Origin of the sequence: Roseococcus microcysteis (genome assembly GCF_014764365.1) — a bacterium.
Taxonomy (GTDB): domain Bacteria; phylum Pseudomonadota; class Alphaproteobacteria; order Acetobacterales; family Acetobacteraceae; genus Roseococcus; species Roseococcus microcysteis.
In genome coordinates, this window is the sequence record NZ_CP061718.1 from 2,104,143 (window position 1) to 2,128,617 (window position 24,475).

Annotated in this window: 21 protein-coding genes and 2 pseudogenes; 13 read left to right on the forward strand and 10 right to left on the reverse strand. The window is 70.8% G+C overall.

Annotated elements, in window-relative coordinates:
• Positions 1–48: 48 nt before the first annotated feature.
• The gene (locus ICW72_RS10165) at positions 49–2,367 is read right to left on the reverse strand and encodes a xanthine dehydrogenase family protein molybdopterin-binding subunit (protein ID WP_191082600.1); all 2,319 of its coding nucleotides are present in this window, start codon (positions 2,365–2,367) and stop codon (positions 49–51) included.
• A 300-nt stretch (positions 2,368–2,667) separates the two neighbouring features.
• Between ICW72_RS10165 and ICW72_RS10170 the strand changes: the two genes are divergently transcribed.
• From ICW72_RS10170 to ICW72_RS10180, 3 genes and pseudogenes are all read left to right on the forward strand, one after another.
• The gene (locus ICW72_RS10170; RefSeq protein WP_191082601.1) at positions 2,668–3,795 is read left to right on the forward strand and encodes an efflux RND transporter periplasmic adaptor subunit; all 1,128 of its coding nucleotides are present in this window, start codon (positions 2,668–2,670) and stop codon (positions 3,793–3,795) included.
• Positions 3,796–3,801: 6 nt separating this feature from the next.
• Positions 3,802–6,938, forward strand: a pseudogene (locus tag ICW72_RS10175) (efflux RND transporter permease subunit).
• Positions 6,935–7,234 carry a hypothetical protein gene (locus ICW72_RS10180; protein WP_191082602.1) on the forward strand — a complete coding sequence of 100 codons (300 nt, stop codon included), beginning with the start codon at positions 6,935–6,937 and terminating at the stop codon, positions 7,232–7,234. Before ICW72_RS10175 ends, ICW72_RS10180 begins: the two are co-directional and overlap by 4 nt.
• A 7-nt stretch (positions 7,235–7,241) precedes the next feature.
• On the opposite strand, the gene trmB is transcribed toward ICW72_RS10180, so the two are convergent.
• From trmB to ICW72_RS10195, 3 genes are all read right to left on the reverse strand, one after another.
• Positions 7,242–7,928: a tRNA (guanine(46)-N(7))-methyltransferase TrmB gene (gene trmB, locus ICW72_RS10185; RefSeq protein ID WP_191082603.1), complete on the reverse strand. Its 687-nt coding sequence runs from the start codon at positions 7,926–7,928 to the stop codon at positions 7,242–7,244.
• A gap of 223 nt (positions 7,929–8,151) precedes the next feature.
• Positions 8,152–9,339, reverse strand: a complete 1,188-nt coding sequence (gene metK / locus ICW72_RS10190; RefSeq protein WP_191082604.1) for a methionine adenosyltransferase — start codon at positions 9,337–9,339, stop codon at positions 8,152–8,154.
• A 131-nt stretch (positions 9,340–9,470) separates the two neighbouring features.
• Positions 9,471–10,733, reverse strand: coding sequence for a D-amino acid dehydrogenase (locus ICW72_RS10195; protein ID WP_191082605.1), 1,263 nt, complete (start codon positions 10,731–10,733; stop codon positions 9,471–9,473).
• A gap of 94 nt (positions 10,734–10,827) precedes the next feature.
• On the opposite strand from ICW72_RS10195, the gene ICW72_RS10200 reads away from it, so the two are divergent.
• Entirely contained in the window at positions 10,828–11,583 is a 756-nt protein-coding gene (locus tag ICW72_RS10200) for a class I SAM-dependent methyltransferase (RefSeq protein ID WP_191082606.1), read from the forward strand.
• Positions 11,584–11,600: 17 nt separating this feature from the next.
• Here the strand turns inward: ICW72_RS10200 and ICW72_RS10205 are convergent, their stop codons facing one another.
• Positions 11,601–12,422, reverse strand: a complete 822-nt coding sequence (locus ICW72_RS10205) for a universal stress protein (RefSeq protein ID WP_191082607.1) — start codon at positions 12,420–12,422, stop codon at positions 11,601–11,603.
• A gap of 83 nt (positions 12,423–12,505) precedes the next feature.
• Between ICW72_RS10205 and ICW72_RS10210 the strand changes: the two genes are divergently transcribed.
• From ICW72_RS10210 to ICW72_RS10220, 3 genes are all read left to right on the forward strand, one after another.
• The gene (locus tag ICW72_RS10210; protein ID WP_191082608.1) at positions 12,506–12,649 is read left to right on the forward strand and encodes a hypothetical protein; all 144 of its coding nucleotides are present in this window, start codon (positions 12,506–12,508) and stop codon (positions 12,647–12,649) included.
• Positions 12,650–12,716: 67 nt separating this feature from the next.
• Positions 12,717–13,889 carry an MFS transporter gene (locus tag ICW72_RS10215; protein WP_191082609.1) on the forward strand — a complete coding sequence of 391 codons (1,173 nt, stop codon included), beginning with the start codon at positions 12,717–12,719 and terminating at the stop codon, positions 13,887–13,889.
• Positions 13,890–13,896: 7 nt separating this feature from the next.
• Positions 13,897–15,606, forward strand: coding sequence for an ABC transporter ATP-binding protein (locus ICW72_RS10220; protein ID WP_191082610.1), 1,710 nt, complete (start codon positions 13,897–13,899; stop codon positions 15,604–15,606).
• 3 nt (positions 15,607–15,609) lie between these two features.
• Here ICW72_RS10220 and ICW72_RS10225 read toward each other — a convergent pair whose 3' ends face one another.
• Positions 15,610–16,539, reverse strand: coding sequence for an alpha/beta fold hydrolase (locus ICW72_RS10225; RefSeq protein ID WP_191082611.1), 930 nt, complete (start codon positions 16,537–16,539; stop codon positions 15,610–15,612).
• A gap of 40 nt (positions 16,540–16,579) precedes the next feature.
• Positions 16,580–17,098 (reverse strand): glycosyltransferase family protein, encoded by a 519-nt coding sequence (locus tag ICW72_RS10230; protein ID WP_191082612.1) that lies wholly within the window; start codon positions 17,096–17,098, stop codon positions 16,580–16,582.
• Between the two features lie 214 nt (positions 17,099–17,312).
• Between ICW72_RS10230 and ICW72_RS10235 the strand changes: the two genes are divergently transcribed.
• The 6 genes and pseudogenes from ICW72_RS10235 to mdoH all read left to right on the forward strand — a co-directional run bounded on the left by ICW72_RS10235 (position 17,313) and on the right by mdoH (position 22,217).
• On the forward strand, positions 17,313–18,413 hold the full coding sequence (locus tag ICW72_RS10235; RefSeq protein WP_223880516.1) for a PA0069 family radical SAM protein: 1,101 nt from the start codon (positions 17,313–17,315) through the stop codon (positions 18,411–18,413).
• Between the two features lie 53 nt (positions 18,414–18,466).
• A pseudogene (locus ICW72_RS10240) lies at positions 18,467–19,092 on the forward strand (ribonuclease HII).
• A 53-nt stretch (positions 19,093–19,145) separates the two neighbouring features.
• On the forward strand, positions 19,146–20,231 hold the full coding sequence (locus tag ICW72_RS10245) for a site-specific DNA-methyltransferase (RefSeq protein WP_191082614.1): 1,086 nt from the start codon (positions 19,146–19,148) through the stop codon (positions 20,229–20,231).
• A 141-nt stretch (positions 20,232–20,372) separates the two neighbouring features.
• Complete coding sequence (locus ICW72_RS21050) at positions 20,373–20,504, forward strand: hypothetical protein (protein ID WP_269749812.1); 132 nt, start codon at positions 20,373–20,375, stop codon at positions 20,502–20,504.
• A 40-nt stretch (positions 20,505–20,544) separates the two neighbouring features.
• Positions 20,545–20,682, forward strand: coding sequence for a hypothetical protein (locus ICW72_RS10250; protein WP_191082615.1), 138 nt, complete (start codon positions 20,545–20,547; stop codon positions 20,680–20,682).
• Positions 20,667–22,217, forward strand: coding sequence for a glucans biosynthesis glucosyltransferase MdoH (mdoH, locus tag ICW72_RS10255; RefSeq protein WP_191082616.1), 1,551 nt, complete (start codon positions 20,667–20,669; stop codon positions 22,215–22,217). Before ICW72_RS10250 ends, mdoH begins: the two co-directional genes overlap by 16 nt.
• Here mdoH and ICW72_RS10260 read toward each other — a convergent pair.
• Genes ICW72_RS10260 through ICW72_RS10270 form a run of 3 tightly spaced genes read right to left on the reverse strand, consistent with a single transcriptional unit; the run spans position 22,181 to position 24,473 of the window.
• On the reverse strand, positions 22,181–22,930 hold the full coding sequence (locus tag ICW72_RS10260) for an FkbM family methyltransferase (protein ID WP_191082617.1): 750 nt from the start codon (positions 22,928–22,930) through the stop codon (positions 22,181–22,183). The genes mdoH and ICW72_RS10260 overlap by 37 nt on opposite strands.
• Positions 22,927–23,820 (reverse strand): VOC family protein, encoded by an 894-nt coding sequence (locus ICW72_RS10265; protein ID WP_191082618.1) that lies wholly within the window; start codon positions 23,818–23,820, stop codon positions 22,927–22,929. The genes ICW72_RS10260 and ICW72_RS10265 overlap by 4 nt, the downstream gene beginning before the upstream one ends.
• Positions 23,817–24,473, reverse strand: coding sequence for a glutathione S-transferase family protein (locus tag ICW72_RS10270; RefSeq protein WP_191082619.1), 657 nt, complete (start codon positions 24,471–24,473; stop codon positions 23,817–23,819). The genes ICW72_RS10265 and ICW72_RS10270 overlap by 4 nt, the downstream gene beginning before the upstream one ends.
• Between the last annotated feature and the right edge of the window lie 2 nt (positions 24,474–24,475).

Consider the following 24,475-nt stretch of genomic DNA (forward strand, 5'->3'; position numbering starts at 1 on the left):
TCTCCAGACGCGTCGGCCCCTGCATAGCAGAGGCCGACGCGCCCGGCATCACGCCGCATGCAGCGCCTTCCACACCACTTCCGGCGTGGCCGGCATGTCGATGGCCGAGACGCCATCCTCGCGCAGGGCGTCAATCAGCGCATTGACCACGGCGGGCGGCGAGCCCACCGCGCCGGCCTCACCCGCGCCCTTCACGCCGAGCGGGTTGCTCTCGCAGGGCACCTCGATCAAATCCACCTCGATGTCCGGCAAATCCTCGGCGCGCGGCAGGCAGTAATCCATGAAGCTGGCCGAGAGCAGCTGGCCGCTGTGGTTGTCATAGGCCGTGCGCTCCAGGAAGGCCTGGCCGATGCCCTGCGCCACGCCGCCATGCACCTGCCCGCGCACGATCAGCGGGTTCAGCGCATGCCCCACATCATCCACCACGATGTAGCGCGCGACGGTGATGTGGCCGGTGTCCGGGTCCACCTCCACCTCCGCCACGTGGCAGCCATTGGGGAAGGTGTGGGCGTCGATGTTCGCGGTCTCGAGCGTGTCGAGCAGGATGGTGTCCTCGCCCGCCGCCACGCGCTGCCGCTGGCGGGCGGCCAGGTCCAGGATATTCACCGAACGGTCCGTGCCGGCCACGGCGAAGTCGCCCTTGGTGAACTCGATATCCACCACGGCCGCCTCCAGCATTTCGGAGGCTGCCTGCTTGCCCTTCTCGATCACGCTCGCGGTGGTGACGAGGATGGCCTGACCTTCGGAATAGAGGCTGCGCGCGCCGCCCGTGCCGCCGCCCGAGGGCAGGCTGTCCGAATCGCCCTGCTTGATGCGGATCTTGTCCATGGGAATGCCCAGCTCATGGCTGGTCATCATGGTGTAGGCGGTCTCATGGCCCTGGCCGGAGCTTTGCGTGCCCACATAGACATCCACCATGCCATCCTCGGCGAAGACGACCTTGGCGTTCTCGGTCGGGCTGCCGCCCGTGGCCTCCAGGTAGTAGGCGAGGCCGATGCCGCGCTTCTGCCCGCGCTTCGCGGCCTCCGCGCGGCGGGCGGGGAAGCCGGCCCAGTCGATCTTCTCCAGCGCGGCGTCCATGACGCGCGAGAAATCACCGCTGTCATAGCGCTGCTTCATGGCGGTGGTGTAGGGCATGGAGGCCTGGCCCACCATGTTGCGCCGGCGCAGCTCCACCCGGTCCATGCCCAGGTCGCGCGCCGCCTGATCAATGAGGCGCTCGACCAGGTAGTTGCTCTCCGGCCGGCCGGCGCCGCGATAGGCGTCCACCGGCACGGTGTTGGTCAGCACGCCGATGACGTTCGCGTGGATGGCCTGGAAGTCATAGACGCTGGCCAGCACCTTGGTGCCCGCGCCGGTCGGGATGAAGGGCGCGAAGGTGGAGAGATAGGCGCCCATATTCGCGTAGTTCTTCGTGCGCAGGGCCAGGAACTTGCCGTCCTTGTCCAGCGCCAGCTCGCCCAGCGTGATGTTGTCGCGCCCATGCGTGTCGGACTGGAAGGCCTCCGAACGGTCCGCCGCCCATTTCACCGGTCGCCCCACCTGCTTCGCCGCGATCGCGCAGAGCGCGTATTCGGCATAGAGATAGAGCTTCATGCCGAAGCCGCCGCCCACATCGGGCGTCAGCACGCGGATGTTCTCGGGGTCGGTCTTGAGCACGGCGCTCGCCAGCAGGTTCTTCACCAGCCAGGAGCCCTGGGTGCCCGTGTGCAGCGTGTAGCGGCCGGTGGTGGCGTCATATTCCGCCGCGCAGGCCCGCGCCTCCATGGAGGCCACGACCACGCGGTTGTTCACCACCGTCAGCCGCGTGACATGGGCGGCCTGGCCCATGATCTCCTCGACGATGTCCTTCTCGCCGGTTTCCCAGTCGAAGCAGATGTTGTTCGACGCGCCCTCCCAGATCTGCGGCTGGTCCGCGAGATGGGCGGTGGCGAGGTCGGTGGCGGAGGGCAGGATCTCGTAGTCCACCATCACATGCTCGGCCGCGTCGCGCGCCTGCTGCGGCGTCTCGGCCACGATGAAGGCCACCGGGTCACCCACATGGCGCACCCGGTCGGTGGCCAGCGGCAGGCGCGGCGTATTGGCGCGGTCCGTGCCGTCCTTGTTCTTCAGCGGAATGGCGCAGGGCACCTCGCCGATGCCGGCGGCGGCCAGGTCCGCGCCCGTGATCACGGCCAGCACGCCCGGCATGGCCTGGGCGGCCGAGACGTCCACGCCCTTGATCTCGGCATGGGCGTGCGGGCTGCGGAGCACATGGCCCGCCACCTCGCCCGGCAGGGAGATGTCGTCGGTATAGCGCCCCTGCCCCAGCAGCAGCCGGGGGTCCTCCACGCGGCGGACGGATTGGCTCAGACCAAATTTGGGCATGGTGTCTCTCCCGATCTCTTCCCCAGCATCATCTGACGATGGGAGGGGAAAGGGGAAGGGGTCCGGTGCCGCAAGCCAGGATTCGGCCGCTTGCGCGGGCGGCAGGCCCTCAATCAGGAGATGAAAGAGCGCCCGGCCATGTCCCGCCCCCATCGCATGGCTGCCCGTGCCGCCCCGCAACCTCGGGTCCGCCTTTCCGGGATTCAACTTGACCGAATGGAAAGCTTCCATGCCAAGGGTACAGCCAGAGGTGCATTTATCATGCTGCGATGGCTTCCTGTCCTGATTTCCCTCCTTGCCGTGGCCCCTGCGGCCCAGGCGCAATTCGGCCCCGCCGGCCCACCCTCGGTGGGTTTTGTCGAGGCCCGGCGCACGCCCGTCACGGAATTGTCCGAGTTCATCGGGCGCGTGGAGGCCATCGCGCGGGTGGACATCCGCGCCCGCGTCACCGGATTCCTGGAGGAGCGTCTCTTCCAGGAGGGCAGCGAGGTGGAGCAGGGCGCGCCCCTCTTCCGCATCGAGCGCGCGCCCTTCGAGGCGCAGCTGGAGGAGGCCCGCGCCAGCCTGGCCTCGGCCGAGGCCACGCAGCTCAATGCCCGCGTGGCGCTGAACCGCGCGCGGGAACTGCGCTCCACCGGCGCCGGCACCCAGGCCGCGCTGGACAATGCCCAGGCGCAGGAACGCACCGCGGCCGCGGGCGTGCTGGGCGCCCAGGCGCAGGTGCGCGTGGCCGAGATCAACCTGGCCTACACCGAGATCCGCGCGCCCATCGCGGGCGCCATCGGCCGGGCCACCTTCACGCCAGGCAACGTGGTCACGCCGCAAAGCGAGGCGCTGGCCACCATCTACAGCCAGGACCCGATGCGGGTGGCCTTCACCATCCCCTCCCGCACCGCGACCGAGCTGCGCAACCGCTATGAGGGGCGCGGCGGCACCTCGGCCGTCGTGGTCCGCATCCGCTTCGCCGGCGGCACCACCTATGAGCAGGTGGGACGGGTGGACTTCATTGACGCCGCGGTGAACCGCGATACGGATTCGCTGTTGGTGCGCGCCTCCATCCCCAACCCCGTCCGCCAGGGCGCGACCGCGGGTGAGCCCGGCGCGCGCGAGCTGCTGGACGGCCAGTTCGTGACCGTGCTGCTGGAAGGCGCCCAGCCGGTGAACGCCATCACCATCCCGCGCGCCGCCGTGGCGCAGGATCAGATGGGCTTCTTCGTCTTCGTGGTGGACGCCGAGGGCCGCGCGCAGCGCCGCAACCTGCGCCTGGGCCGCAGCACGGCCGAGACCGCGGTGGTCGAGGACGGGCTGCAGGAGGGCGACCGCGTCATCAGCGAGGGCGTGCAACGCGTCCGCCCCGGACAGCCGGTCAATGCCGCCCCCGCCGGCGCCCCGCCCCGGCCCGCCTTGGCGCCCGGCCAGGGCGGCTGACGCGCCATGATCTCCAACCTGTTCATCCGGCGGCCGCGCTTCGCGATCGTCATCTCCATCGTCATCACCCTCGCGGGCCTGCTGTCCATGACGCAGATCCCCGTGGCGCAGTTCCCCAACATCGTGCCCCCCGTGGTGCAGGTGACGGCGCGCTACCCGGGTGCGTCCGCCGCGGTGGTGGAGGCCACGGTGGCGCAGCCCATCGAGGGCGCCGTGAACGGCGCGGACGGCATGCTCTACATGCGGTCCAACAGCGCCAATGACGGGACCTATACGCTCAGCGTCACCTTCGCGCTGGGCACCAACCCCGACATCAACACGGTGAACGTGAACAACCGCGTGCAGGGCATCCTGGCGCGGCTGCCGCAGGAAGTGCAGCGCAGCGGCGTCACCGTCCGCAAGCAATCCTCGGCGGTGCTGCAGTTCATCGGCGTCACCTCCACGAACCCGGCGCATGACACGCTGTTCCTGTCCAACTTCGCCACCATCAACATGCTGGACACGCTGCGCCGCCTGCCAGGCGTGGGCGATGTGCAGATGTTCGGCGCGCAGGACTATTCCATGCGCGTCTGGTTCGAGACGGACCGGCTGAACAACCTCAACGTCACGCCCACCGAGATCATCTCCGCCATCCAGGCGCAGAACGTGCAGGCGGCGGCGGGGCGCATCGGCGCGCGGCCGATCGGCGACGACCAGCAATTCCAGTTCAACATCCAGACCTCCGGCCGCCTGACCACGCCCGAGCAGTTCGGCGAGATCGTCATCCGCGCCAACCCCGACGGCTCCACGCTGCGCGTGCGCGACGTGGCGAATGTGGCCCTGGGCGCGGCCAACATGGATGTGGAGGCGCGGCTGAACGGCCGGCCCACCATCACCATGGGCGTCTATCTCTCGCCCGGCGCCAATGCGGTGGCGGTGGCCTCGGCCGTGCGGGCGGAGCTGGCGCGGCTGCAGCAGCGCTTCCCCGAGGGGATGGAGACGGTGGTGGTCTACGACACCTCCTCCTTCGTGCTGGAGACGATGCGCGAGGTCATCATCACCTTGCTGGAAGCCTTCGTGCTGGTGGTGGTGGTGGTCTATCTCTTCCTGGGCTCCTTCCGCGCCACGGTCATTCCCATCATCGCCGTGCCGGTCAGCCTGATCGGCACCTTCGCGGTGATGCTGGCCATCGGCTTCTCGGCCAACACCATCTCGCTGCTGGCCATGGTGCTGGCCATCGGCATCGTGGTGGATGACGCGATCGTGGTGGTCGAGAATGTCGAGCGCGTGATGGAGGAGAACCCCGAATTCACGCCCGCCGAGGCCACGCGCGTCGCCATGGGCGAGATCACGGGGCCCATCATCGCCATCACGCTGGTGCTGCTGTCGGTCTTCGTGCCCATAGGCCTCATCGGCGGCGTGGCGGGTGTGCTGTTCCAGCAATTCGCGGTGACCATCAGCGTGGCCATGGTGATCTCGGCCATCAACGCGCTGACGCTCTCACCCGCCCTCTGCGCCATCATGCTGCGGCACACGGGGCCGAAGCGCGGGCCCATAAAGTACGTGCTGCGTGCCATCGACAAGCTGCGCGACGGCTACGCCGCCATCGTGACGCGGCTGGTGCGGGTGGCGGTCGTCTCGCTGCTGCTCACGGCCGCCATCGGCTGGGGCATCTTCGAGGTCGGCAAGCGCACCCCCTCGGGCTTCCTGCCGAGCGAGGACCAGGGCGCCTTCTTCATCCAGCTCCAGCTGCCCCAGGGTTCCTCCGTCGCCCGCACGCGCGAGGTGGTGGAACAGGTGGAGGCGATCCTCGCCCGCAACCCCGCCATCCAGGACCGGCTGGCCATCGTGGGCTTCTCGCTCATTGATGGCGGCGCGCAGTCCAACGCCGCCTTCCTGGTGGCGCGGATGCGGCCCTTCGAGGACCGGAAGGCCGCGCAGGACAGCGTCTTCGCCGGCATCGGCCGCGTCTTCGGCGAGGCGCAGGCCATCCGCGCGGCCGATGTCTTCGCCTTCAACATCCCGCCCATCATCGGCCTCGGCACCGGTGGCGGCTTCGAGTACCAGCTGCAGGACTTCGAGGGGCGGGAGCCCGCCGAACTCGCCTCCGCCATGCTCGGCATGATGGTGGCGGCGAACCAGGACCCGCGGCTGGTGGGCGTCTTCTCCACCTTCTCGCCCACCACGCCCTCGCTCTTCCTCGACGTGGACCGTGACCGCGCGCAGGCGCTGGGCGTGCGCATCTCGGACGTGTTCACCACGCTCCAGGCCTCGCTGGGCGGGTTCTACGTGAATGACTTCAACCTGTTCGGCCGCACCTGGCAGGTGAACATCCAGGCCGTGGCCGAGGACCGGGACGACATCCCCGACATCTGGCGCCTACAGGTCCGCAACAGCCGGGGCGAGATGGTGCCGCTGCGCGCCTTCGCCGATGTGCGGGTGGTGCTGGGGCCGCAGACCATCCAGCGCTACAACAACCTGCGTTCCGTCACGCTCAACGGCCAGGGGCGGCCGGGCGTCTCCTCCGGTGACGCGCTGCTGGCCATGGAGCAGATCTCGGCGCGGGTGCTGCCGTCGGGCTATGGCTTCGAATGGACCGGCACCGCCTTCCAGGAGAAACGCGCCGCGGGGCAGACGGGGGTGCTGGTGGCGCTGGCGCTGCTCTTCGCCTACCTCTTCCTCGTGGCGCTGTATGAGAGCTGGACCATCCCGATGCCGGTGCTGCTCTCGGTGGCGGTGGGGGGCTGGGGTCCTTCGCCGCGCTGTTCATCGCGCAGCTGCCACTCACGGTCTACGCGCAGATCGGCCTGGTGGTGCTGATCGCGCTGGCGGCGAAGAATGGCATCCTCATCGTCGAATTCGCGAAGGAGCAGCGCGAACGCGGCCTGCCCATCCGCGAGGCCGCGGTGGTGGGCGCGCGCATGCGCTTCCGCGCCGTGATGATGACGAGCTTCGCCTTCATCCTGGGCCTGGTGCCGCTGGTGACGGCCAGCGGCGCCGCGGCCCTGTCGCGCCAAGCGGTCGGCCTGCCCGTCTTCGGGGGCATGCTGGCGGCCTCGCTGCTCGGCATCTTCATGATCCCGATGCTCTACGTCGTGTTCCAGACCCTGCGCGAGCGGGTGAAGGCGCGCTTCGTGGGCGGGGCGAAGGCGGCCGCGCATTGATCCGCGCGGCGGCCCTGCTGGCAGCCCTTCTGGCGGCGGCACCCGCTTCCCCCAGCGAACCGCCGCAGCGGCGCCGCGCGGCCGAGATCGTGCAGGTGGTGCGGGCGGCCGCGGACGCGCTGGGCATGCGCCCCATCACCCTGGTCGAGCATGTGGAACCCGGCCTCTACCGCGTGCGCGGCGGCGGCTGCACCGTGATGGTGCAGATCCGGGTGGGATCCGACCGCCCAGCGCGCCCCGGCGCGCTGCCCCTGCCCGCCTTCGAGGCGGTGGCCGGCACGCCCGACTGCGGGTAGCGCCGGTTCAGGCCCGCCGCCACTCCCAGTAGAGGGGCTGGCGGCCCGCTTCCAGCGCCTTGGCCTCATAGCGCGTGGGCGGCCAGCCCTCGGGCCGCGCCTCGTGGAAGGCGTGGGGTGCGAAGAGGGATTGTTCCGCGAAAACCTCCCGCACCCAGTCCTGATAGGTCGGGTCATCGGATGCCACGCGCCAGATGCCGCCGGGCTTCAGCGCGCGGGCGACGATGGGCAGCATCTCCGGATGGACGAAGCGGCGCTTGGCGTGGCGCGATTTGGGCCAGGGGTCGGGGAACATCAGGAAGAGGCGGTCGAGGCTGGCCTCCGGCAGCGCCAGCAGCAATTCCCGCGCATCGGCCGGCCAGAGGCGCAGCAAAGGCGGCGGGGGCGCGGTGGCTTCCTGGCCCTCGGGGATGATCTCGGTCAGCAGGGAGCAGATTCCCTGCTCATAGACCTCGCTCGCGATGATGGCGGTGCGGGGGTTGGCGCGCATCTGCGCCAGCGTGTGTTCACCGCCGCCGAAGCCGACTTCGAGCCACAGCGCCTCGGCGCCGGCCGCGAAGTCCAGGCCTTCGAAGCGGATGCGCGGCAGGGCCTGTTCCAGCAGCCGCTCCTGCCGGGGCCGCAGCTTCTTGCCGCGCCGGCGGCCATAGAGGCGGTGGGGAATGCCCTCAGGCCAGTCATCTTCGGTGGTCATCGCCACGCCTCACAAAAAACCCCGCGCGGCAGACCACGCGGGGGAAATCAATGCAACAGTCGAGCTGGCCCCTGTCGGGCGGCGCCGTGGCTTCGCCACGGCAACGCGGCCCACCCGCACAGGACCAGCACCAATCCGGGGCCCCCGCAACGGCGCGAAGCGACGTTGTGGGGAGAAGCAGGGCCCCCACGAAAGCGCCAAAGGCGATTTCGTGGGGAGCGCGTCAGCGGGAGAAGGCCGACTTCAGCGCGGGAACCAGGTCCGTGCGCTCCCAGGTGAAGGTGCCCTTCTCCTCATCCGGCGTGCGGCCGAAATGGCCATAGGCGCTGGTGGGGACGTAGATGGCGCGGTTCAGGTGCAGGTGCTCCCGGATGCCGCGGGGCGAGAGGTTCACCAGGTCCTGGACCACCTTCGCCAGCTTCTCCTCGTCCACATCCTTGCCCGTGCCGTGCAGGTCGAAATAGACCGACAGCGGCTTGGCCACGCCGATGGCGTAGGAGACCTGGATGGTGCACTTCTCGGCGAGGCCCGCGGCCACCACGTTCTTCGCCACATAGCGCGCGGCATAGGCGGCCGAACGGTCCACCTTCGTGGGGTCCTTGCCCGAGAAGGCGCCGCCGCCATGGGGCGCGGCACCGCCATAGGTGTCCACGATGATCTTGCGGCCCGTCAGGCCGCAATCGCCGTCCGGCCCGCCGATGACGAAGGTGCCGGTCGGGTTCACGTAAAGCTCGCCCTCGGGGCACATCCAGCCCTTGGGCAGGCTGCTCTCGATGATGGGCTTCACCATCGCCTTGATCTGCGCCTGGTCCATGCCTTCCTCGTGCTGGGTGGACAGCACGATGGAGGTGGCGCCGACGGGCTTGCCGTCCACATAGCGCAGCGTGACCTGGCTCTTCGCGTCCGGCAGCAGGCCCTTCACGGCCACGTCGCCATTGCGGCGCATCTCGCTGATGCGGCGCAGGATCAGGTGCGCGTAGTAGAGCGGCGCGGGCATGAGCTCGGGCGTCTCGGTGCAGGCATAGCCGAACATGATGCCCTGGTCGCCGGCGCCCTCGTCCTTGTTGCCGGCGGCGTCCACGCCCTGCGCGATATGCGCGGACTGCGCGTGCAGGTGGCATTCCACATGGGCGTTCTGCCAGTGGAAGCCGTCCTGCTCATAGCCGATGTCATGCACCGCCATGCGCGCCTTGTGGATCAGCAGCTCGGGCGTGATCGAGGAGGGCCCGCGGGTCTCGCCCGCGATGACGATGCGGTTGGTGGTGACCAGGGTCTCGCACGCCACGCGCGCGTAGGGGTCCTGTTCCAGGAAGGTGTCCAGCACGGTGTCGCTGATGCGATCCGCGACCTTGTCCGGGTGGCCTTCGGAGACGCTCTCCGAGGTGAAAAGGTACTCGCCCTTGTCGCGCATGGCTTGGTTCGGCCTCTTGTCGCTGAGGATGTGATTCTCGGGTTGAGATCAGCCTCGGGCGACCGGACACCCCGGTCAGGCTGGCCCGCGTCGCGCGGGCGCGCGGTCTGTGGCAGGGTGGCGGGGCGCGGTCAAGCCAGCGCGGGGTCGAAACCATCGGTTGCGATGGGCGGCGGGCGCCCGCCAAGCTGCGCGGCAAGCACGGCGGCGCTGCCCATGGCCAGCGTCCAGCCCAGGCCCCCGTGGCCCGTGTTGAGGTAGAGGTTGGGCGCCGCCGGGCTGCGGCCGATCAGCGGCAGGCCGGTGGGGGTGTAGGGGCGCATGCCCGTCCAGGGCCGGAGTGGCCCGTCCCAGTCGCCCGCCTCCGGAAAGGCCTCGCGTGCCTGGCGGATCAGGGTGGAGAGGCGCTTTTCGTGCAGGCGGGGGTCCACGCCCACCAGGTCCGCCATGCCCGCCACGCGGAGGTCGCCGCCGAGGCGCGCATAGACCACCTTGGAGGCGCTGTCGGTCACGCTGACATGCGGCGCGGCGTCATCGCGCGTCACGGGCAGGGTCAAGGAATAGCCCTTCAGCGGGTAGATCGGCACCTTCTGGCCCAGCGGCCGCAGCAATTCGCGGGCGCCCAGGCCCAGGCACACCACCACCGCATCGGCCTCGATCACGCCCGCATCGGTGCGCACGCCGCGGATGCGTCCCTCGGCGCGGATGATCTGCCGCGCCCGCAGCCCCAGCCGGATGGCGACCTTGTGGTTCGAGCGCGCGAGCCAGGCGGCCAGCCCCTCGCAGAACAGGGCGCAATCGCCCGCATCCTCACCGGGCGTGTGGATGCCGCCCACGATCCGGTGCGCGATGCGCGCCAGCGAGGGTTCCAGCGCCACGCAGGCGTCGCGGTCCAGCGCCACCTGCACCGAGCCGAGCTTCGCCTGCAGCTCCATCTGGCGCTTCGCCCCCTCCATGGCGGCGGCGTCGGGCTGCAGCACCAGCTTGCCGGCATGGGCGAAGCCGAACTCCGCCACGCCCCGCGCCGCGACCTCCTGCGTCAGGTCGCGCGAGAGGTAGGCGAGGCGCAGCAGCCGCGCCGTGGTCTCGGCCGCCGTGGTGGCGTTGCAGGCGCGCAGGAAGCGCCAGATCCAGCCCCATTGGTGGGGGTCCAGCTCCGGGCGGAAGCGCAAAGGCCCGTCGGGGTCCATCAGCCAGCCGGGCACCTTCAGCGGCACGCCCGGCCCCGCGAAGGGCGCCACGTAGGAGTAGGAAAGCTGCCCGCCATTGGCGGCACTCGCGCCGCGCGCCACCGCCGGCTCGGCGTCCAGCAGCGTGACCTCATGGCCCTCGCGCGCCAGGGTGTAGGCGGTGCTGAGGCCGACCACCCCCGCCCCCAGGATCAGGACATGCATGACTGCTTCACTGCGGCCAGGCCGCGCCGCGGTCAACGGGGACAGGACGGATAGGCCGGTGGATGCGCCTGGATTGGCATGTTATCTCGGAGCAATGAGTGATGCGGCCTCTTTCTCCGATGACGAACTCCGGGCGCGGATCGCATCCTACACTTGGTTCCACAGTATGACTCTCCGCCCCGGCATCGTAACGCCCGGGAAAAAGACGGTCGAGACTCTGGCCGCTGAGGAGGATGCCTTGTTCTCCGCTGTGCGGATCAAGGGAGCCTCGGTCGTGGATGTCGGAGCGTGGAACGGATATTTCAGCTTCGCCGCAAAACGTCGCGGGGCGGCAAGTGTACTCGCCACGGATCATTTCATCTGGAAGCACCCAGACTACAGGGGCCGGGAGACCATCGAACTTGCCCGCCAGGTACTCGGTGCCGACATCTCCTTGCTGGATGTGGACCCTACGGCCATGACGGCCAAGCTCGGCCGCTTCGACGTCGTGATGTTCCTTGGCGTATTCTACCATCTTTTCGACCCGATTGACGTGATGAAGCGCATGCGCGCCATCACGAGCGGGGTCCTGTTGATCGAAACTCACCAGGACGCCCTCGAACAGCCCCGGCCTATGATGGTATTCTACCCCGGTTCTACCCTGGAGCGCGACCCGACCAATTGGTGGGGCCCCAATCCGCCACTGATGCTGTACCTATTATTGGAATTGGGCTTCGAGCGCATCGAATACCGCAACCACCCAGTGATGGGGCCGAGCCGCGGAATCTACGCCGCTTTCCTGCCCGGAGCCTATGAGCGCCTTGGCGGCCCTTTCGACGCGCCCTGGATTGGCATGACCCACCCACGCTGAGATGGGCCGCCCGCGGATCAGCCGTGGATGAAGACGGGGCACGGCGCGGCGCGCAGCAGCCGCGCCGTGGCACTGCCGAAGACGAGGCGGGACAGCCCGCCCTCCTCATCCGCGCCCAGCACCAGCATGCGCGCGGGCAGGCGCCGCGCCTCGGCCAGCAGGGTGTCGTGCTCGTCGCCGGTTACGGCCGTGGCGGACACCTTGCAGCCATGATGGCGCAGATAGGCCTCCATGCCCGCCAGCCCGGCGCCGCCGGGGCTGAAACCCAGCAGCCGCACCTCGCCCTCGCGGCCCAGCCCGAGCAAAGCGAAGAGCTGCACCGAGCGCATCCCGGCGAGCGACCCGTGATAGCCGATGAGCGCCGGGCCTTCCGCCTCGGCGGGCGCGCCGGGCGGCACCACCAACAGCGGACGCACCCCGTCGCGGATCAGCGCCTCGACGGTGGGGGAGAGCCCGTCCTCGCAGGCCTCGCGCCCCAAGGTGCAGTCGCGGCCGATGACGATGAGGTCATGCTGGGCGCCTTCGGCCAGGATGGCGGGCTCGGGCGCCTCCTCGCGCAGATGCACCTCGAAGGGCAGGTCTCCGGCGGCGGCGCGGGCCGCGGCGACGACCTCCCGCGCCTCCTCGCGCAGGGCCTCGGCCAGGCGCTTGTTGCGCTGGGCCGCGAAGGCCCCGCCGCCCACCGGCACGGGCTCGTGCACGTCGCTGGTGTGCGGGCGGTCCATGACGAAGACGCCGGTGATGGCGGCGCCCGTCCGCCGGGCAAGGGCGAAGGCCAGGTCGCGCGCCGCGGCGGCGCCCGGGGTGTCGTCGAGGACGAGCAGGATGGAGGCGATCATGCCCCGCAAATTGCGCCTGCCATGCGCGGCACGCAATACAGGCTTGGTTTGACTTTCATGAATGCCGCCGTCAGCTTGGCGGCATGGCTCACCTCGGCACATTCAGTGGCCGCGCCTTCAATGGCCCCTGCGCGCGTCACGGCTCCGGCCGTCTGAAGCGCCCGGCGCTGCTCGGCCTGCTGCCGGTGCTGCTGATGCCTGATCCACAGGGCGGCAAACGCGGCTGAACCCGCGCCCATTCCCGAACCGCCACCACTGGATCCCGAGGGGGCGCCCTTGCGCGCCCGATACATCATGTCCGCCACCACCCTGAATGCGGCGCCGCACGCGCCGCGCAACCCCTTCGCCCTGTTCGTGGGCGCGGCCACCTGCGCCTTCGCCGGCGTGTGGATGAGCACGCCGCTCGCCGCCATCCTGCTGACCGAGGCCGGAGTCTCGCCCGCGCTGGTCGGCCTCTATGCCGCCATGGTCTGGGGCTCGGCCCTGGCCACGGCGCCGGCCACGCCCTGGATCGCGGGGCTGGTGGGCGGCGCCTTCGCGCTGCACCGCATCGCGGGCGGCCTGGCCATCCTTGGGCTGATCGGCCTGGGCTTCAACCCGCCGCTCTGGCTGTGGTTCGTCTTCGGCGCGATGCTGGGCGTGGGCTCCTGCCTGACCTGGACGACGGCCGACGCCATCGCGGCGGCGCTGGCGCCGGAGGGGCAGGAGGGGCGCTCGCTCGGCCTCTACCAGACCTTCGTCTCGGCCGCGATCGGCGGCGGGCCGGCGGTGCTGCTGGTGACGGGCGTCACCTCCTGGGCCTTTTTCGTCTCTGCCGGCATCCTGGCCCTGGGCCTCGCGCTGGGCGCGGCCCTGCGGGACCCGCCGGGCACCATGCCGCGCCGCATGCGCTTGACCTTCGACCGGCTGCGGCCGGTGCTGTGGGTGCTGGCGGCGCCCGCGGGTGCCGCGGCACTCTGCGGCGCGCTGGAGGCGGCGGCGGGCGCGGTGTTCCCGGTGCAGGGCCTGGCGCTGGGCCTGACGGCGGGGGCGGCGGCGGCGATCGTCATCGCGTCCGGCTTCGGCAATGTGCTGGCGCAATACCCGGTGGGCTGGGTGTCAGACCGGCTGGGGCCGCACCGCGCGCTGCTGGGCTGCGGCGTGGCGGTGGCGCTGGCCTCGCTGCTCTGGCCGCTGCTGGCGCCGGGCTGGGGCATCTGGCCGGTGCTGGCCATCTGGGGCGGTGCGGCCGGCGCCATCTACACGCTGGGCATGGTGCGCGCCGTGCAGCGCTTCGCGGGCCCGACGCGGGCGCTGGGCATGGCGGGGCTGAACACGGCCTACCTGGCCGGCGGCGCGCTGGGCGCACCGGCCGCGGGCGTGGCGCTGGAAACCCTGCCCGCCTGGGGCCTGCCGGCGGCGCTCGCCGTGCTGGCACTGGCGGGCTGCGTGGCCCTGGCACGGGCCGCGCTGCGCCACGGCCACTGAGGGTGCCATGCTGAAGCAGTTCGCCGCCTGTTACCGCCCGCACAAGCGGCTACTGCTTCTTGATTTCGGCTGCGCGGCGCTGTCGGGGATGCTGGAACTCGGCTTCCCCATGGCGGTGCGCGCCGTCATTGACCACCTGCTGCCGCAGCAGGACATGCAGCTGATCGTGCTGGCGGTGCTGGGGCTGCTGGCCGTCTACATGGCCAATGCGGCGCTGATGGCCGTCGTCACCTATTACGGCCATGTGCTGGGCATCGCGATCGAGACGCGGCTGCGCGCGCGGGCCTTCGACCATCTGATGAAGCTCTCCTTCCGCTTCTACGACAACCAGAAGACCGGGCATCTGGTCGGCCGCGTCACCAAGAACCTGGAGGATATCGGCGAGGTCGCGCATCACGGCCCCGAGGATGTGCTGATCGCGGTGCTGACCTTCGCGGGTGCCTTCGCGCTGATGCTGCTGGTCAGCCCCACGCTCGCGCTCATCACCGCGCTGGTGGTCCCCGGCATCGCCTGGGTCGTGGCGCATTACGGCGGGCGGATGACGCTGAACTGGCAGGCGCAGTTCGGTCGCGTCGGCGCCTTCAACGCGCGCATCGAGGAGGCCGTGGGCGGCATCCGCGTGGTGAAGGCCTTCGGGCGCGAGGCGCATGAGCGCGCGCTGTTCGACGCCGACAACGCGAAATACCGCGACACCAAGCTGGAAGCCTATCGCATCATGGCCGTCAGCCAGACGCTGAACTACCTCGGCATGCGGCTCGTGCAGGTGATCGTGATGCTGGCCGGTGCGGTGCTGATCGTGCGCGGGCAGCTCACCATCGGCGATTTCGTGGCCTTCCTGCTGCTGGTGGGCGTGTTCTACCGGCCCCTCGACAAGATCAACGCGGTCATCGAGACCTACCCCAAGGGCATCGCGGGCTTCCGCAGCTTCCTCGACCTCATGGCGACGGAGCCGGACATCACCGACCGCGCCCAGGCGCGCGAAGTGGGCAAGCTGCGCGGCGAGGTGCGGTTCGAGGGTGTGCATTTCGGCTACACGCCCGACCGCCCTTTGCTGCGCGGCCTCGACCTGCACATCCCGGCCGGGCGGACGGTGGCGCTGGTCGGGCCGTCGGGCGCGGGCAAGACCACCATCTGCTCCCTGTTGCCGCGCTTCTACGAGGTGACGGGCGGGCGCATCAGCATCGACGGCATCGATATCCGCGACATGACGCAGGAGAGCCTGCGCGGGAACATCGGCATCGTGCAGCAGGATGTGTTCCTGTTCGCCGGCACGCTGCGCGAGAACATTGCCTATGGCCGCCTGGGCGCCACCGAGGCGGAAATCCGCGACGCCGCCCGCCGCGCGCGGCTGGACGAGGTGATCGCGGACCTGCCCCAGGGCCTCGACACCGTGGTGGGCGAGCGCGGCGTGAAGCTCTCGGGCGGGCAGAAGCAGCGGCTGGCGATCGCGCGCATCTTCCTGAAGAACCCGCCCATCCTGATCCTGGACGAGGCGACCAGTGCTCTCGACACGGTGACGGAGGCCGCCATCCAGGGCGCGCTGGCGGAACTCGCGGCGGGGCGGACCACGCTGGTCATCGCGCACCGGCTGGGCACCATCCGCAACGCCGACCGGATCATCGTGGTGACCGAGCAGGGCATCGTCGAGGAAGGCACCCACGCCGAGCTGGTGAAGGCCGGCGGCGTGTATCAGCGGCTGCACGCCCAGGCGGGCTGACCCCTACCCCGCCAGGAAGTCCCGCAGCACGCGCAGCACCTCGGCCGGAGCCTCCTCCATGGGCACATGCCCCACGCCTTCCAGCACCACGCGCCGCGCATTGGGCAGCGCACGCAGGTAATCCTCCGCATTCGTCACCGGCACCATGCGGTCAACCGCGCCCCAGAGCAGCAGCGTCGGCGCCTGGATGCGCGCCAGCAGCGGCTCGGGCGGCAACAGGATGTGCTGGGACATGCGGTCCAAAATGGCCTGCCGCACGCCGGGGGCGATCATCATGGCGTGGTAGCGCTCGACCAGCGCATCGGTCATGGCATTGGGGTCGGCATAGGCGGGCGCCATGCCACCGCGCACCGCGAAGCGCGGCAGGGTGTAGGGCAGCGCCCGCATCAGCAGCGGCACGCGCGGGCTGCGGTTGTAGTCGATGCCAGGCGAGGCGAAGCCATCCGGCGCCATCAGCACCAGGCGCTCCACGCGGGCAGGCTCGGCGGCGGCGAAGCTCCAGGCGATGCGCCCGCCCATGGAACTGCCCACCAGGTGCACGCGGTCCAGCCGCAGCCGGTCCAGCAGGGCTGCGATCACCACATGGGCGCGGGCGTCGCTGTAGTCGCCGGAAGGGTCGGGCCCGGTCAGGCCGAAGCCGGGCAGGTCCATGCGCAGCACGCGGAAACGATCTTCCAGCCCCGCCGCCACATCGTCCCAGGTGTGCAGGGAACTGCCGAAGCCGTGCAGCAGCAGGATGGCGGGCGCCTCGCGGGGGCCGGTGTCGCGCAGGTGCAGGCGCAGCCCCGCCACCTCGACGAAGGTTGAGGGCGGCGGCGCCCAGCGCGCCTCATGCGCCTCGCGCCGCTCATCGGGCGTGTAGAGCCAGATGGCCAGCCCCAGCAGGAGGACCAGCAGGCCGACAAGGATCCAGGTCATGACGCGCAGCAGCATGGCCGCAAGACTGGCCCTTTCGCCTCGGAAGTCCAGCGCCTCACCGGCCGGCGTAGAGCCGCAGCAGCCAGCGTGGCGGCACGCCCGCGAACCACAGCGACAGGACCATCAGGTTCCGCGCCGACCGCCGCCGCCACCCGTCGCGCCGCCAGCGCTCGGCCGAAGTGATGGCCGGCACGGGCATGGCCGCGATCCGCGCCCGGCCCAGGCGGCGCACCAGGTCCACATCCTCCATCAGCGGCAGGGGGCGGAAGCCGCCCAGCAGCGCGTAGAGGTCGCGATGGATCAACAGGCCCTGGTCGCCATAGGGCAGGGCGAGCCAGCGGCAGCGCCAGGCCACGGCGCGTTCCAGCCGGCGCGCCTCGGGCGCGTCATCATCCAGGGCGAAGGCGAAGTGGTGGGCGCGGGCACGCTCGGCCATGGCGGCGCGCAGCGCGCCCTCCCAGCCCTCGCCCAGCCGCGTGTCGGCGTGCAGGAAGAGCAGCCAGTCCCCCCGCGCCGCCTCGGCCCCCGCCGCCATCTGCGTGCCGCGCCCGCGCGGGGCGTGGAGAAGCCGCACGGGGGCGCGGCCTCGGGCGGGGCGGCGCTGCCGCCATCGGCCAGGATGACCTCGCCCACCCCGGCCGAGACCAGCTGCGCCAGCAGCGGCGGCAGCAGCGGCCCCGGGTTCAGGACCGGCACCACGACCGATACAGACGTGAGGCTCATCCCTTTTCCTTGACCCGACCCGCCCCCGGCCACAGCTTCACCCCATGCGAAACGGAGGCGCCACCATGCCCGACAATGGTCATCCGCCCATATGGCCGCCAATATGGCAGAAGGGGCGCGGCACCGCCTCCAACCCCGCCGTGCGCTTCGAAAGCACGGCGCGCGAGGCCTTCGACGATGGCTGGGGCAGCCTCACCGAGGACATGCCGCCGCTGCGCACGACCCTGACGCGCGAGGCAGCGAAATCCGCGCTGAACTACAATGACAGCCCGGACCTCAGCTTCGACCGCTCCCTCAACCCCTATCGCGGCTGCGAGCATGGCTGCGTCTATTGCTTCGCGCGGCCCTCCCACGCCTATGTGGGCCTCTCCCCCGGGCTGGATTTCGAGACGCAGCTCTTCTTCAAGCCCGACATACCGGAGCTGCTGGCGCGGGAACTGGCCAAGCCTGGCTATGTGCCGCGCGTGGTGACGCTGGGTGCCAACACGGACCCCTACCAGCCCATCGAACGCACCACGAAGCTGACGCGCCGCACGCTGGAGGTGCTGGAACGCTTCCGCCACCCGGTCAGCATCGTGACCAAGGGGGCGGGGGTGCTGCGCGACCTCGACATCCTCGCGCGCATGGCGAAGCTCGACCTCGTGCGGGTGTGCATCTCCGTGACCACCCTCGATGCGAAGCTGGCCCGCGCCATGGAACCCCGCGCCGCCAGCCCGGCCCGGCGCATCGAGGCCATCCGCCAGCTCCATGCGGCGGGCGTGCCCGTGGCCGTGCTGGCCGCGCCCATGATCCCCGGCATCAACGATTCCGAGCTGGAGCGCATCCTGGAGGCGAGTGCGGGGGCCGGCGCCGCGCTGGCCGGCTATGTGCTGCTGCGCCTGCCGCACGAGGTGCGGCAGCTTTTCGAGGAATGGCTGCACCAGCACTACCCCGACCGCGCCGCCCGCGTGCTGGCCCTGGTGCGGCAGACCCGCGGCGGCAAGCTCTACGACGCGGATTTCGAACGCCGCCAGACCGGCGAGGGCGCCTATGCCGAGATGCTCGCCCAGCGCTTCGCCACCACCGCGCGGCGCCTGGGTTTGGAACGCCGCGCGGAGACCATGCACCACCTCGCCACCCATCACTTCGACGGGCGCGTGGATGACGCGCAGCTTCGCCTGCTTTGACCGCCCCGCCCCCCGCGCGGCAGGATGGGGCCGCGATTCGCGCGGGGGGCATGGTGCCGGACTACACGCTGGAGGCAGACGCGGGTGGCCTTGTCGCCGGGGTGGACGAGGCTGGGCGCGGGCCGCTGGCCGGCCCGGTGCTGGCCGGCGCCGTCATGTTCCTCGCCCCCTGCCCCGCCCCGCTGGCCGCGCTGCTGGATGACAGCAAGCGCCTGAGCCCGGCGGCGCGCGAGGTGGCCGCCACCGCGATCCGCGCCGCCGCGCGCGACGGGAAGCTGGTCTTCGCCCTGGGGGCGGCCTCGGCGCGCGAGATCGCCACGCACAACATCCTGGCCGCCACCCACATCGCCATGTGCCGCGCCGTGATGCGCCTCACCATCCGGCCCGATGTGGTGCTGGTGGACGGCAACCGCGCTCCAAACCTGCCCTGCCCGGTGCGCTGCGTGGTGGGGGGGATGGGCTGTCGCTCTCCATCGCCGCCGCCTCCATCCTCGCCAAGACGGTGCGCGACGCGGGCATGGCCAAGCTGGCCCGCGCCTGGCCGCAATATGGCTTCGCGCGGCACCAGGGCTATGGCACCGCGCTGCACCGCGACGCCATCGCCCGGCACGGCCCCTGCCCGCACCACCGCCGCGGTTTCGCGCCCATCGAGGCCGCGTTGGAGCTTCAGCGCGGTTGACGGCACGACTCCCCGCCCTGCATGGTCCCTGACCGATTCGCGAAGGGGATGACGTGGGGGCCGGGCTCGATCTGCCGCTGGACAAGGTGCTGGTGGGCGACTGCATCGAGACGCTGCGCGCCCTGCCGCCGGCCAGCGTCCATGCCATCTTCGCCGACCCGCCCTACAACCTCCAGCTTCGGGGCGAGCTGCTGCGCCCCAACCACAGCCGCGTGGACGCCGTGGATGATGACTGGGACCGCTTCGCCGATTTCGCGACCTATGACGCCTTCACCCGCGAATGGCTGACCGAATGCCGCCGCGTGCTGCGCAAGGACGGCACGCTGTGGCTGATCGGCAGCTACCACAACATCTTCCGCCTGGGGGTGGCGTTGCAGGATCTGGGCTTCTGGATCCTGAACGACGTCATCTGGCGCAAATCCAACCCCATGCCCAACTTCCGCGGCCGGCGCTTCACCAACGCGCATGAGACGCTGATCTGGGCCGCGCACAGCCAGGACGCGAAGTACCGCTTCAACTACGCGGCCATGAAGTCGCTGAACGATGATTTGCAGATGCGCAGCGACTGGTTCATCCCGCTCTGCACCGGCGCCGAGCGGCTGCGGGACGAGGCCGGGCGCAAGCTGCACCCCACCCAGAAGCCCGAGGCGCTGCTGCACCGGGTGCTGCTCTCCTGCACCAGGCCCGGCGATGTGGTGCTGGACCCCTTCCTGGGCAGCGGCACCACGGGGGCGGTGGCGCGGCGGCTGGGGCGGCGCTTCATCGGCATCGAGCGCGACCCGGGCTACGCCGCGGCCGCCGAGCGGCGCATCCTCTCCATCACCCCGCATGACGAGGCCGCGCTGGTGGGCACCCCCTCGAAGCGCGAGCAGAAGCGCATCCCCTTCGGCGTGCTGGTGGAACGCGGCCTGATCGCGCCCGGCGACGCCCTGACCGACCGCCACCGCCGCTGGACCGCCACCGTCCAGGCCGATGCCAGCCTGGCCTGCGGCACGGCGCGCGGCTCCATCCATGCGGTGGGGGCGGCGGTGCAGGAGGCGCCTTCCTGCAATGGCTGGACCTTCTGGCACCTGGTGCAGCGCGACGGGTCGCTGCGGCTGCTGGACCTGTTCCGGCAGGAGCTCGGGGGCGAGGGCTGAAACTCAATTTGAAGTTTCGTCAACCCATTACCCGGCCTGCTCGTCCGAAATTGTCATGTGGATAACCCGGCGGCCCGTCTTGAAGCCCCGCGGCGAGACCGTTACGCCCCCGCGACCTCATCAGCGCGAAAGTCCTCCAGAATGGCGGAAAAGCGGGCGGCCCGGCGGGGCGAAGCCTTTCTCATCCTCTTGCGATTGACCCTGCTGCTGCTCGTGGCCGCCTTCCTGGCCGTGATGGCGCGCACCCTCTGGAAGGCTGTGGCCGGCGGCTGAGCTTTCGGCAAACGCCGCGCGCCATGGCAGTATGGGGCGCATGACCCTGCGGCGCCTCGCCTTCCTCGCCCTGTGCGGGCTGATCGCCCTCTCGGCCCTGCTGCTGGCGGGGCGCGCGGTGGGGGGGATGGGCTTTCCGCCCTCGACCTCGCCTGGCTGCTGGTGCTGGCCGGCCTGACGCCCTGGGCCGCCCTCTCCTGCGGGAATGGGCTGGTGGGGCTGGCCATCCTGCTCTTCACACCGCGGCCGGCCGCGCATGTGGTGCCGGCCCTGCGGGCGCCGGAAGGGCCGCCGCGCAGCCGCACGGCCATCGGCGTCTGCATCCGCAACGAGGACATGGCAGGGGTCATTCCGCCGCTGGAAACCCTGCTGGACGGGCTGCCCGCCCCACACTTCGCGCTGTGGTTCCTCTCGGACAGCACCGAGGGCGCGCCTGCCGAGGCCGAGGCCGCCGCCATCGCGGCCCTGCGCGCCCGCCGCCCGGCGGATGCCGCGCGCATCCATTTGCGCCGCCGCGCCGTGAACACCGGCTTCAAGGCCGGCAATGTCATGGAATTCCTGGAGGCGGAGGGGCGGGACTACGACCACCTGCTCTGCCTCGACGCCGATTCGGAAATGTCGCCCGCCGCCGTCCGCACCCTGGTCGCGACCATGGAGGCGGCGCCGCGCATCGCCATCCTCCAGCAGATCATCGTGGGGCGGCCGGTCACCGCGGCCTTCCCGCGCCTCTTCCAGTTCGGCATGCGGGCGGGCATGCGCGCCTGGTCAACCGGCCAGGGTTGGTGGCAGGCCGAGAAGGGCCCCTACTGGGGCCACAACGCGCTGCTCCGGGTGGCGCCCTTCCGGGAACATGGGCGGCTGGAGGCCCTGCCCGATGGCCGCGCCATCCTGAGCCATGACCAGGTGGAGGCGGTGCGGCTGCACGAGGCCGGCTGGGAGGTCTGGTGCGTGCCGGAGGAGGCGGGCAGCCTGGAGGGCAACCCGCCCGCCCTGCCCGAATTCCTGGCGCGCGACCTGCGCTGGGCCGAGGGCAACATGCAATACTGGTCGCTGCTGGGCGCGCCGGGGCTGACGCTGATGGCACGCTGGCAATTGCTCCAGGCGGTGCTGCTGTTCCTCTGCGCGCCGCTCTGGGTGCTGGCCTTCGCGCTGGCGGCGCTGATCGCGGCGACGGGGGGCTTTGACGCCGCGCCGGCCGGGCTGCTGGCCGGGGTGTTTCTCACTTTCTGGGCGTTGCCGGCGGCCTCCAAGCTGGCAGGCTATGCGCAGGTGCTGGCGCAAGGGCAGGTGGCCGCGACCTATGGCGGGCGGGGGCGGTTCCTGCGGGGCGCCCTGGCCGAATTGCTCTTCGCGCTGCTGCTGGCCCCCATCCGCGCCGTGCACCAGACGGGCTTCCTGCTGGCCCTGCCCTTCGGGTTGCGGATGGGTTGGAAGCCGCAGAACCGCGCCGACCGGGGCGTGTCCTGGGCGGATGCGGCGCGGCTGCTCTGGCCGCATTCGCTGCTGGGGGCGCTGGCGCTGCTGGCCGTGGCCGCCACCACGCCCTGGGCGCTGTGGTTCGCCATTCCCTGGGTGGGGGGCTTGGTCCTGGCCATCCCCTTCTGCGTGTGGACCACGGCGCCGGGCGCGGGGCGCTGGCTCAAGGCGCGCGGGATCGCCGCGACACCGGAGGAGGTTCAGGCCAAAAGCCGCGCGGGGTCCAGGCTGGCATAGACATCGCCGCTGTTGGCCTCCGGCGGCAGGGCGTCGAGCCAGGCGGCCATCTGCGCGGCATCCACGGCGGCGGGGAAGGCCCAGGACATGCTCTCACCGAGGCAGGCGTTGAAATGGGCGAAGCCCAGCGCCACCAGCCGCGCCAGCGCCGCATGGGCGACCTCGCGCTGGATGGTGGTGAATTCGAAGGAGAGCGCGGGCGGGGCCGTGGAAAGCCCGGCCAGCACCTCGGCCTCCCACCCTTCCACGTCAATCTTGATGAAGGCGGGGGCGCCGTGCTGGGCCACCAGCGCATCCAGGGTGGTGCGCGGCAGGGTGAGGGTCGCGTCCCATTCCTGCCCCTCCCAGCCCGGCGCGCCGGCGGCGGCGGCGATGAAGGCCTCGCTGGCCGTGGCGACGGTGGGGTTGGCGCGGTTCAGCCGCAGCACGGCCTCGCCCGGGGTGGCGCCGAGCAGCACCTCCTCCAACGCGAAGCCGGGGGCCCGGTGGAACAGGAGGCGCAACGTGCGCGCGAGTCGCGGCTGGGGTTCTACCGCCACCACCCGCGCGCCAATCCGCAGAAAGCTGGCCGCGCGGTCGCCCACATGGCAGCCCACGTCGAAGGCCAAATCCCCGAAGGACAAAAACCGCCGATAGAAGGCGTCCAGCCCCGGCCGCCGCGCCTTGTCGTGATACAGCCGCAGCGACCGCCCGATGGCGGCGGCGGGGATCACGGGGCGAAGACCAGCGCGGCCCCGGCGGCGAGCGAAGGCGGAACCATCAGGCGCCCGCCCGGCAGTTCCACCGCCTTGCCCGCCAGCAGGCGCGCGACGGCCGCATTGCCATCGCTGGTCCGCACCACGAAGCCGGCCAGGAAGGGCAGCGAGGGGATCTCCACGCCCGGCAGCACGGCGGGCAACGCCTCGGGTGGCAGCAGGCTCACCCGGGTTTCCATGGCGGGCGCGTTCGGCCCCGCGACACCCGCCCCGCCCGGGAAGCGCAGCACGAAGCCGCCCTCGGCGCCGGGTTCCAGCGGCAGGCCGGTCAGGCGGGAGAGGCGCGCGCCGCTTTCCGCGGGGTTGGGGCTGACGAGGATGAGTTCCTTCAGCAGATCCGCCTTGTTGGCGTGCTCCAGCAGATGCGGCTGCCACATCAGCTCCGGGGTGTGGTGCTGGATGAGCTGCAGCCGCCCCTCCGGCGCATCGGGCCAGGGCAGGCGCGAGAAGCGGGCGCGCGGGCCGTCGGGCTTGTCCACCGGCCGTTCCAGATGCGCGATGCCGGGGATGTCCACCCCGCCGCGCCGCAGCCGGGCCAAATTCGCCTCGGCATCGTCCATCGCCATGGCCAGGATGTGCAGCCCGCCATAGCGCCCCACGAATTCCGAGAGGCGGTTGTCCCAGCGCCCCGGCTCCACGATGGCCAGCAGCTCGATATAGCCATGGCGCAGGAAGGCGCAGCGATTGCCGGTGGCCATGCGCTCGGTCGGGCTGTCGGGCGTGCGCTTGCCCGATTGCTGCGCGATGGGCGAGAGGGTGAAGCCCAGCGCCTCATAGGCCGCCGTCATCGGCCCCAGTTCGAAATTGCAGACGCCCACATGGTCGAGGGCCAGCGCGGTGTCGGTCATGTCGCGGGGTTCTCATACTTGTCGAGCAGCCATTCCGCCGGTTCGGCGCGGGCCAAATCATACCATTCCGCCACCAGCGGGTGGGCGCGCACGGCCTCCACATAGGCCATGCTGGTGCCGGTGAGCTGCGGCTGCCAGGTGAGGAAACGCGCCACCACGGGCGCGTAGAAGGCATCCGCCAGGGTGAAGTTCGCGCCGAACAGATAGGGCCCGCCATGGGCGGCGAGGCATTCGGCCCAGAGCGCCTCGATGCGCGCGATATCGGCCAGGGCGCCGGTGGTGCGCCCGCGCCCGGCGAAGTCACGGCCGAGGTTCATGGGCATGGCCACGCGCAATTCGCGGAAGCCCGAATGCATCTCCGCCGTCACGCTGCGGGCATGGGCGCGCACCATGCGGTCGGCGGGCCAGAGGCCTGGCGTCAATTCCGCGCAATATTCCCCGATGGCCAGGCTGTCCCAGATGCGCGCCCCCCCATGCTCCAGGCAGGGCACCATGCCGGTGGGCGAGGCGCCCTTGATGGCGGCGGTGGATTGGGTGGCGAGGGCGATCACCACCTCCTCCACATCCAGCCGCGCGAGGCGCACGGCCAGCCAGCCGCGCAGCGACCAGGAGGAATAGCGGCGTGTGCCGATGAAGAGGCGACCTTCGGGCATGG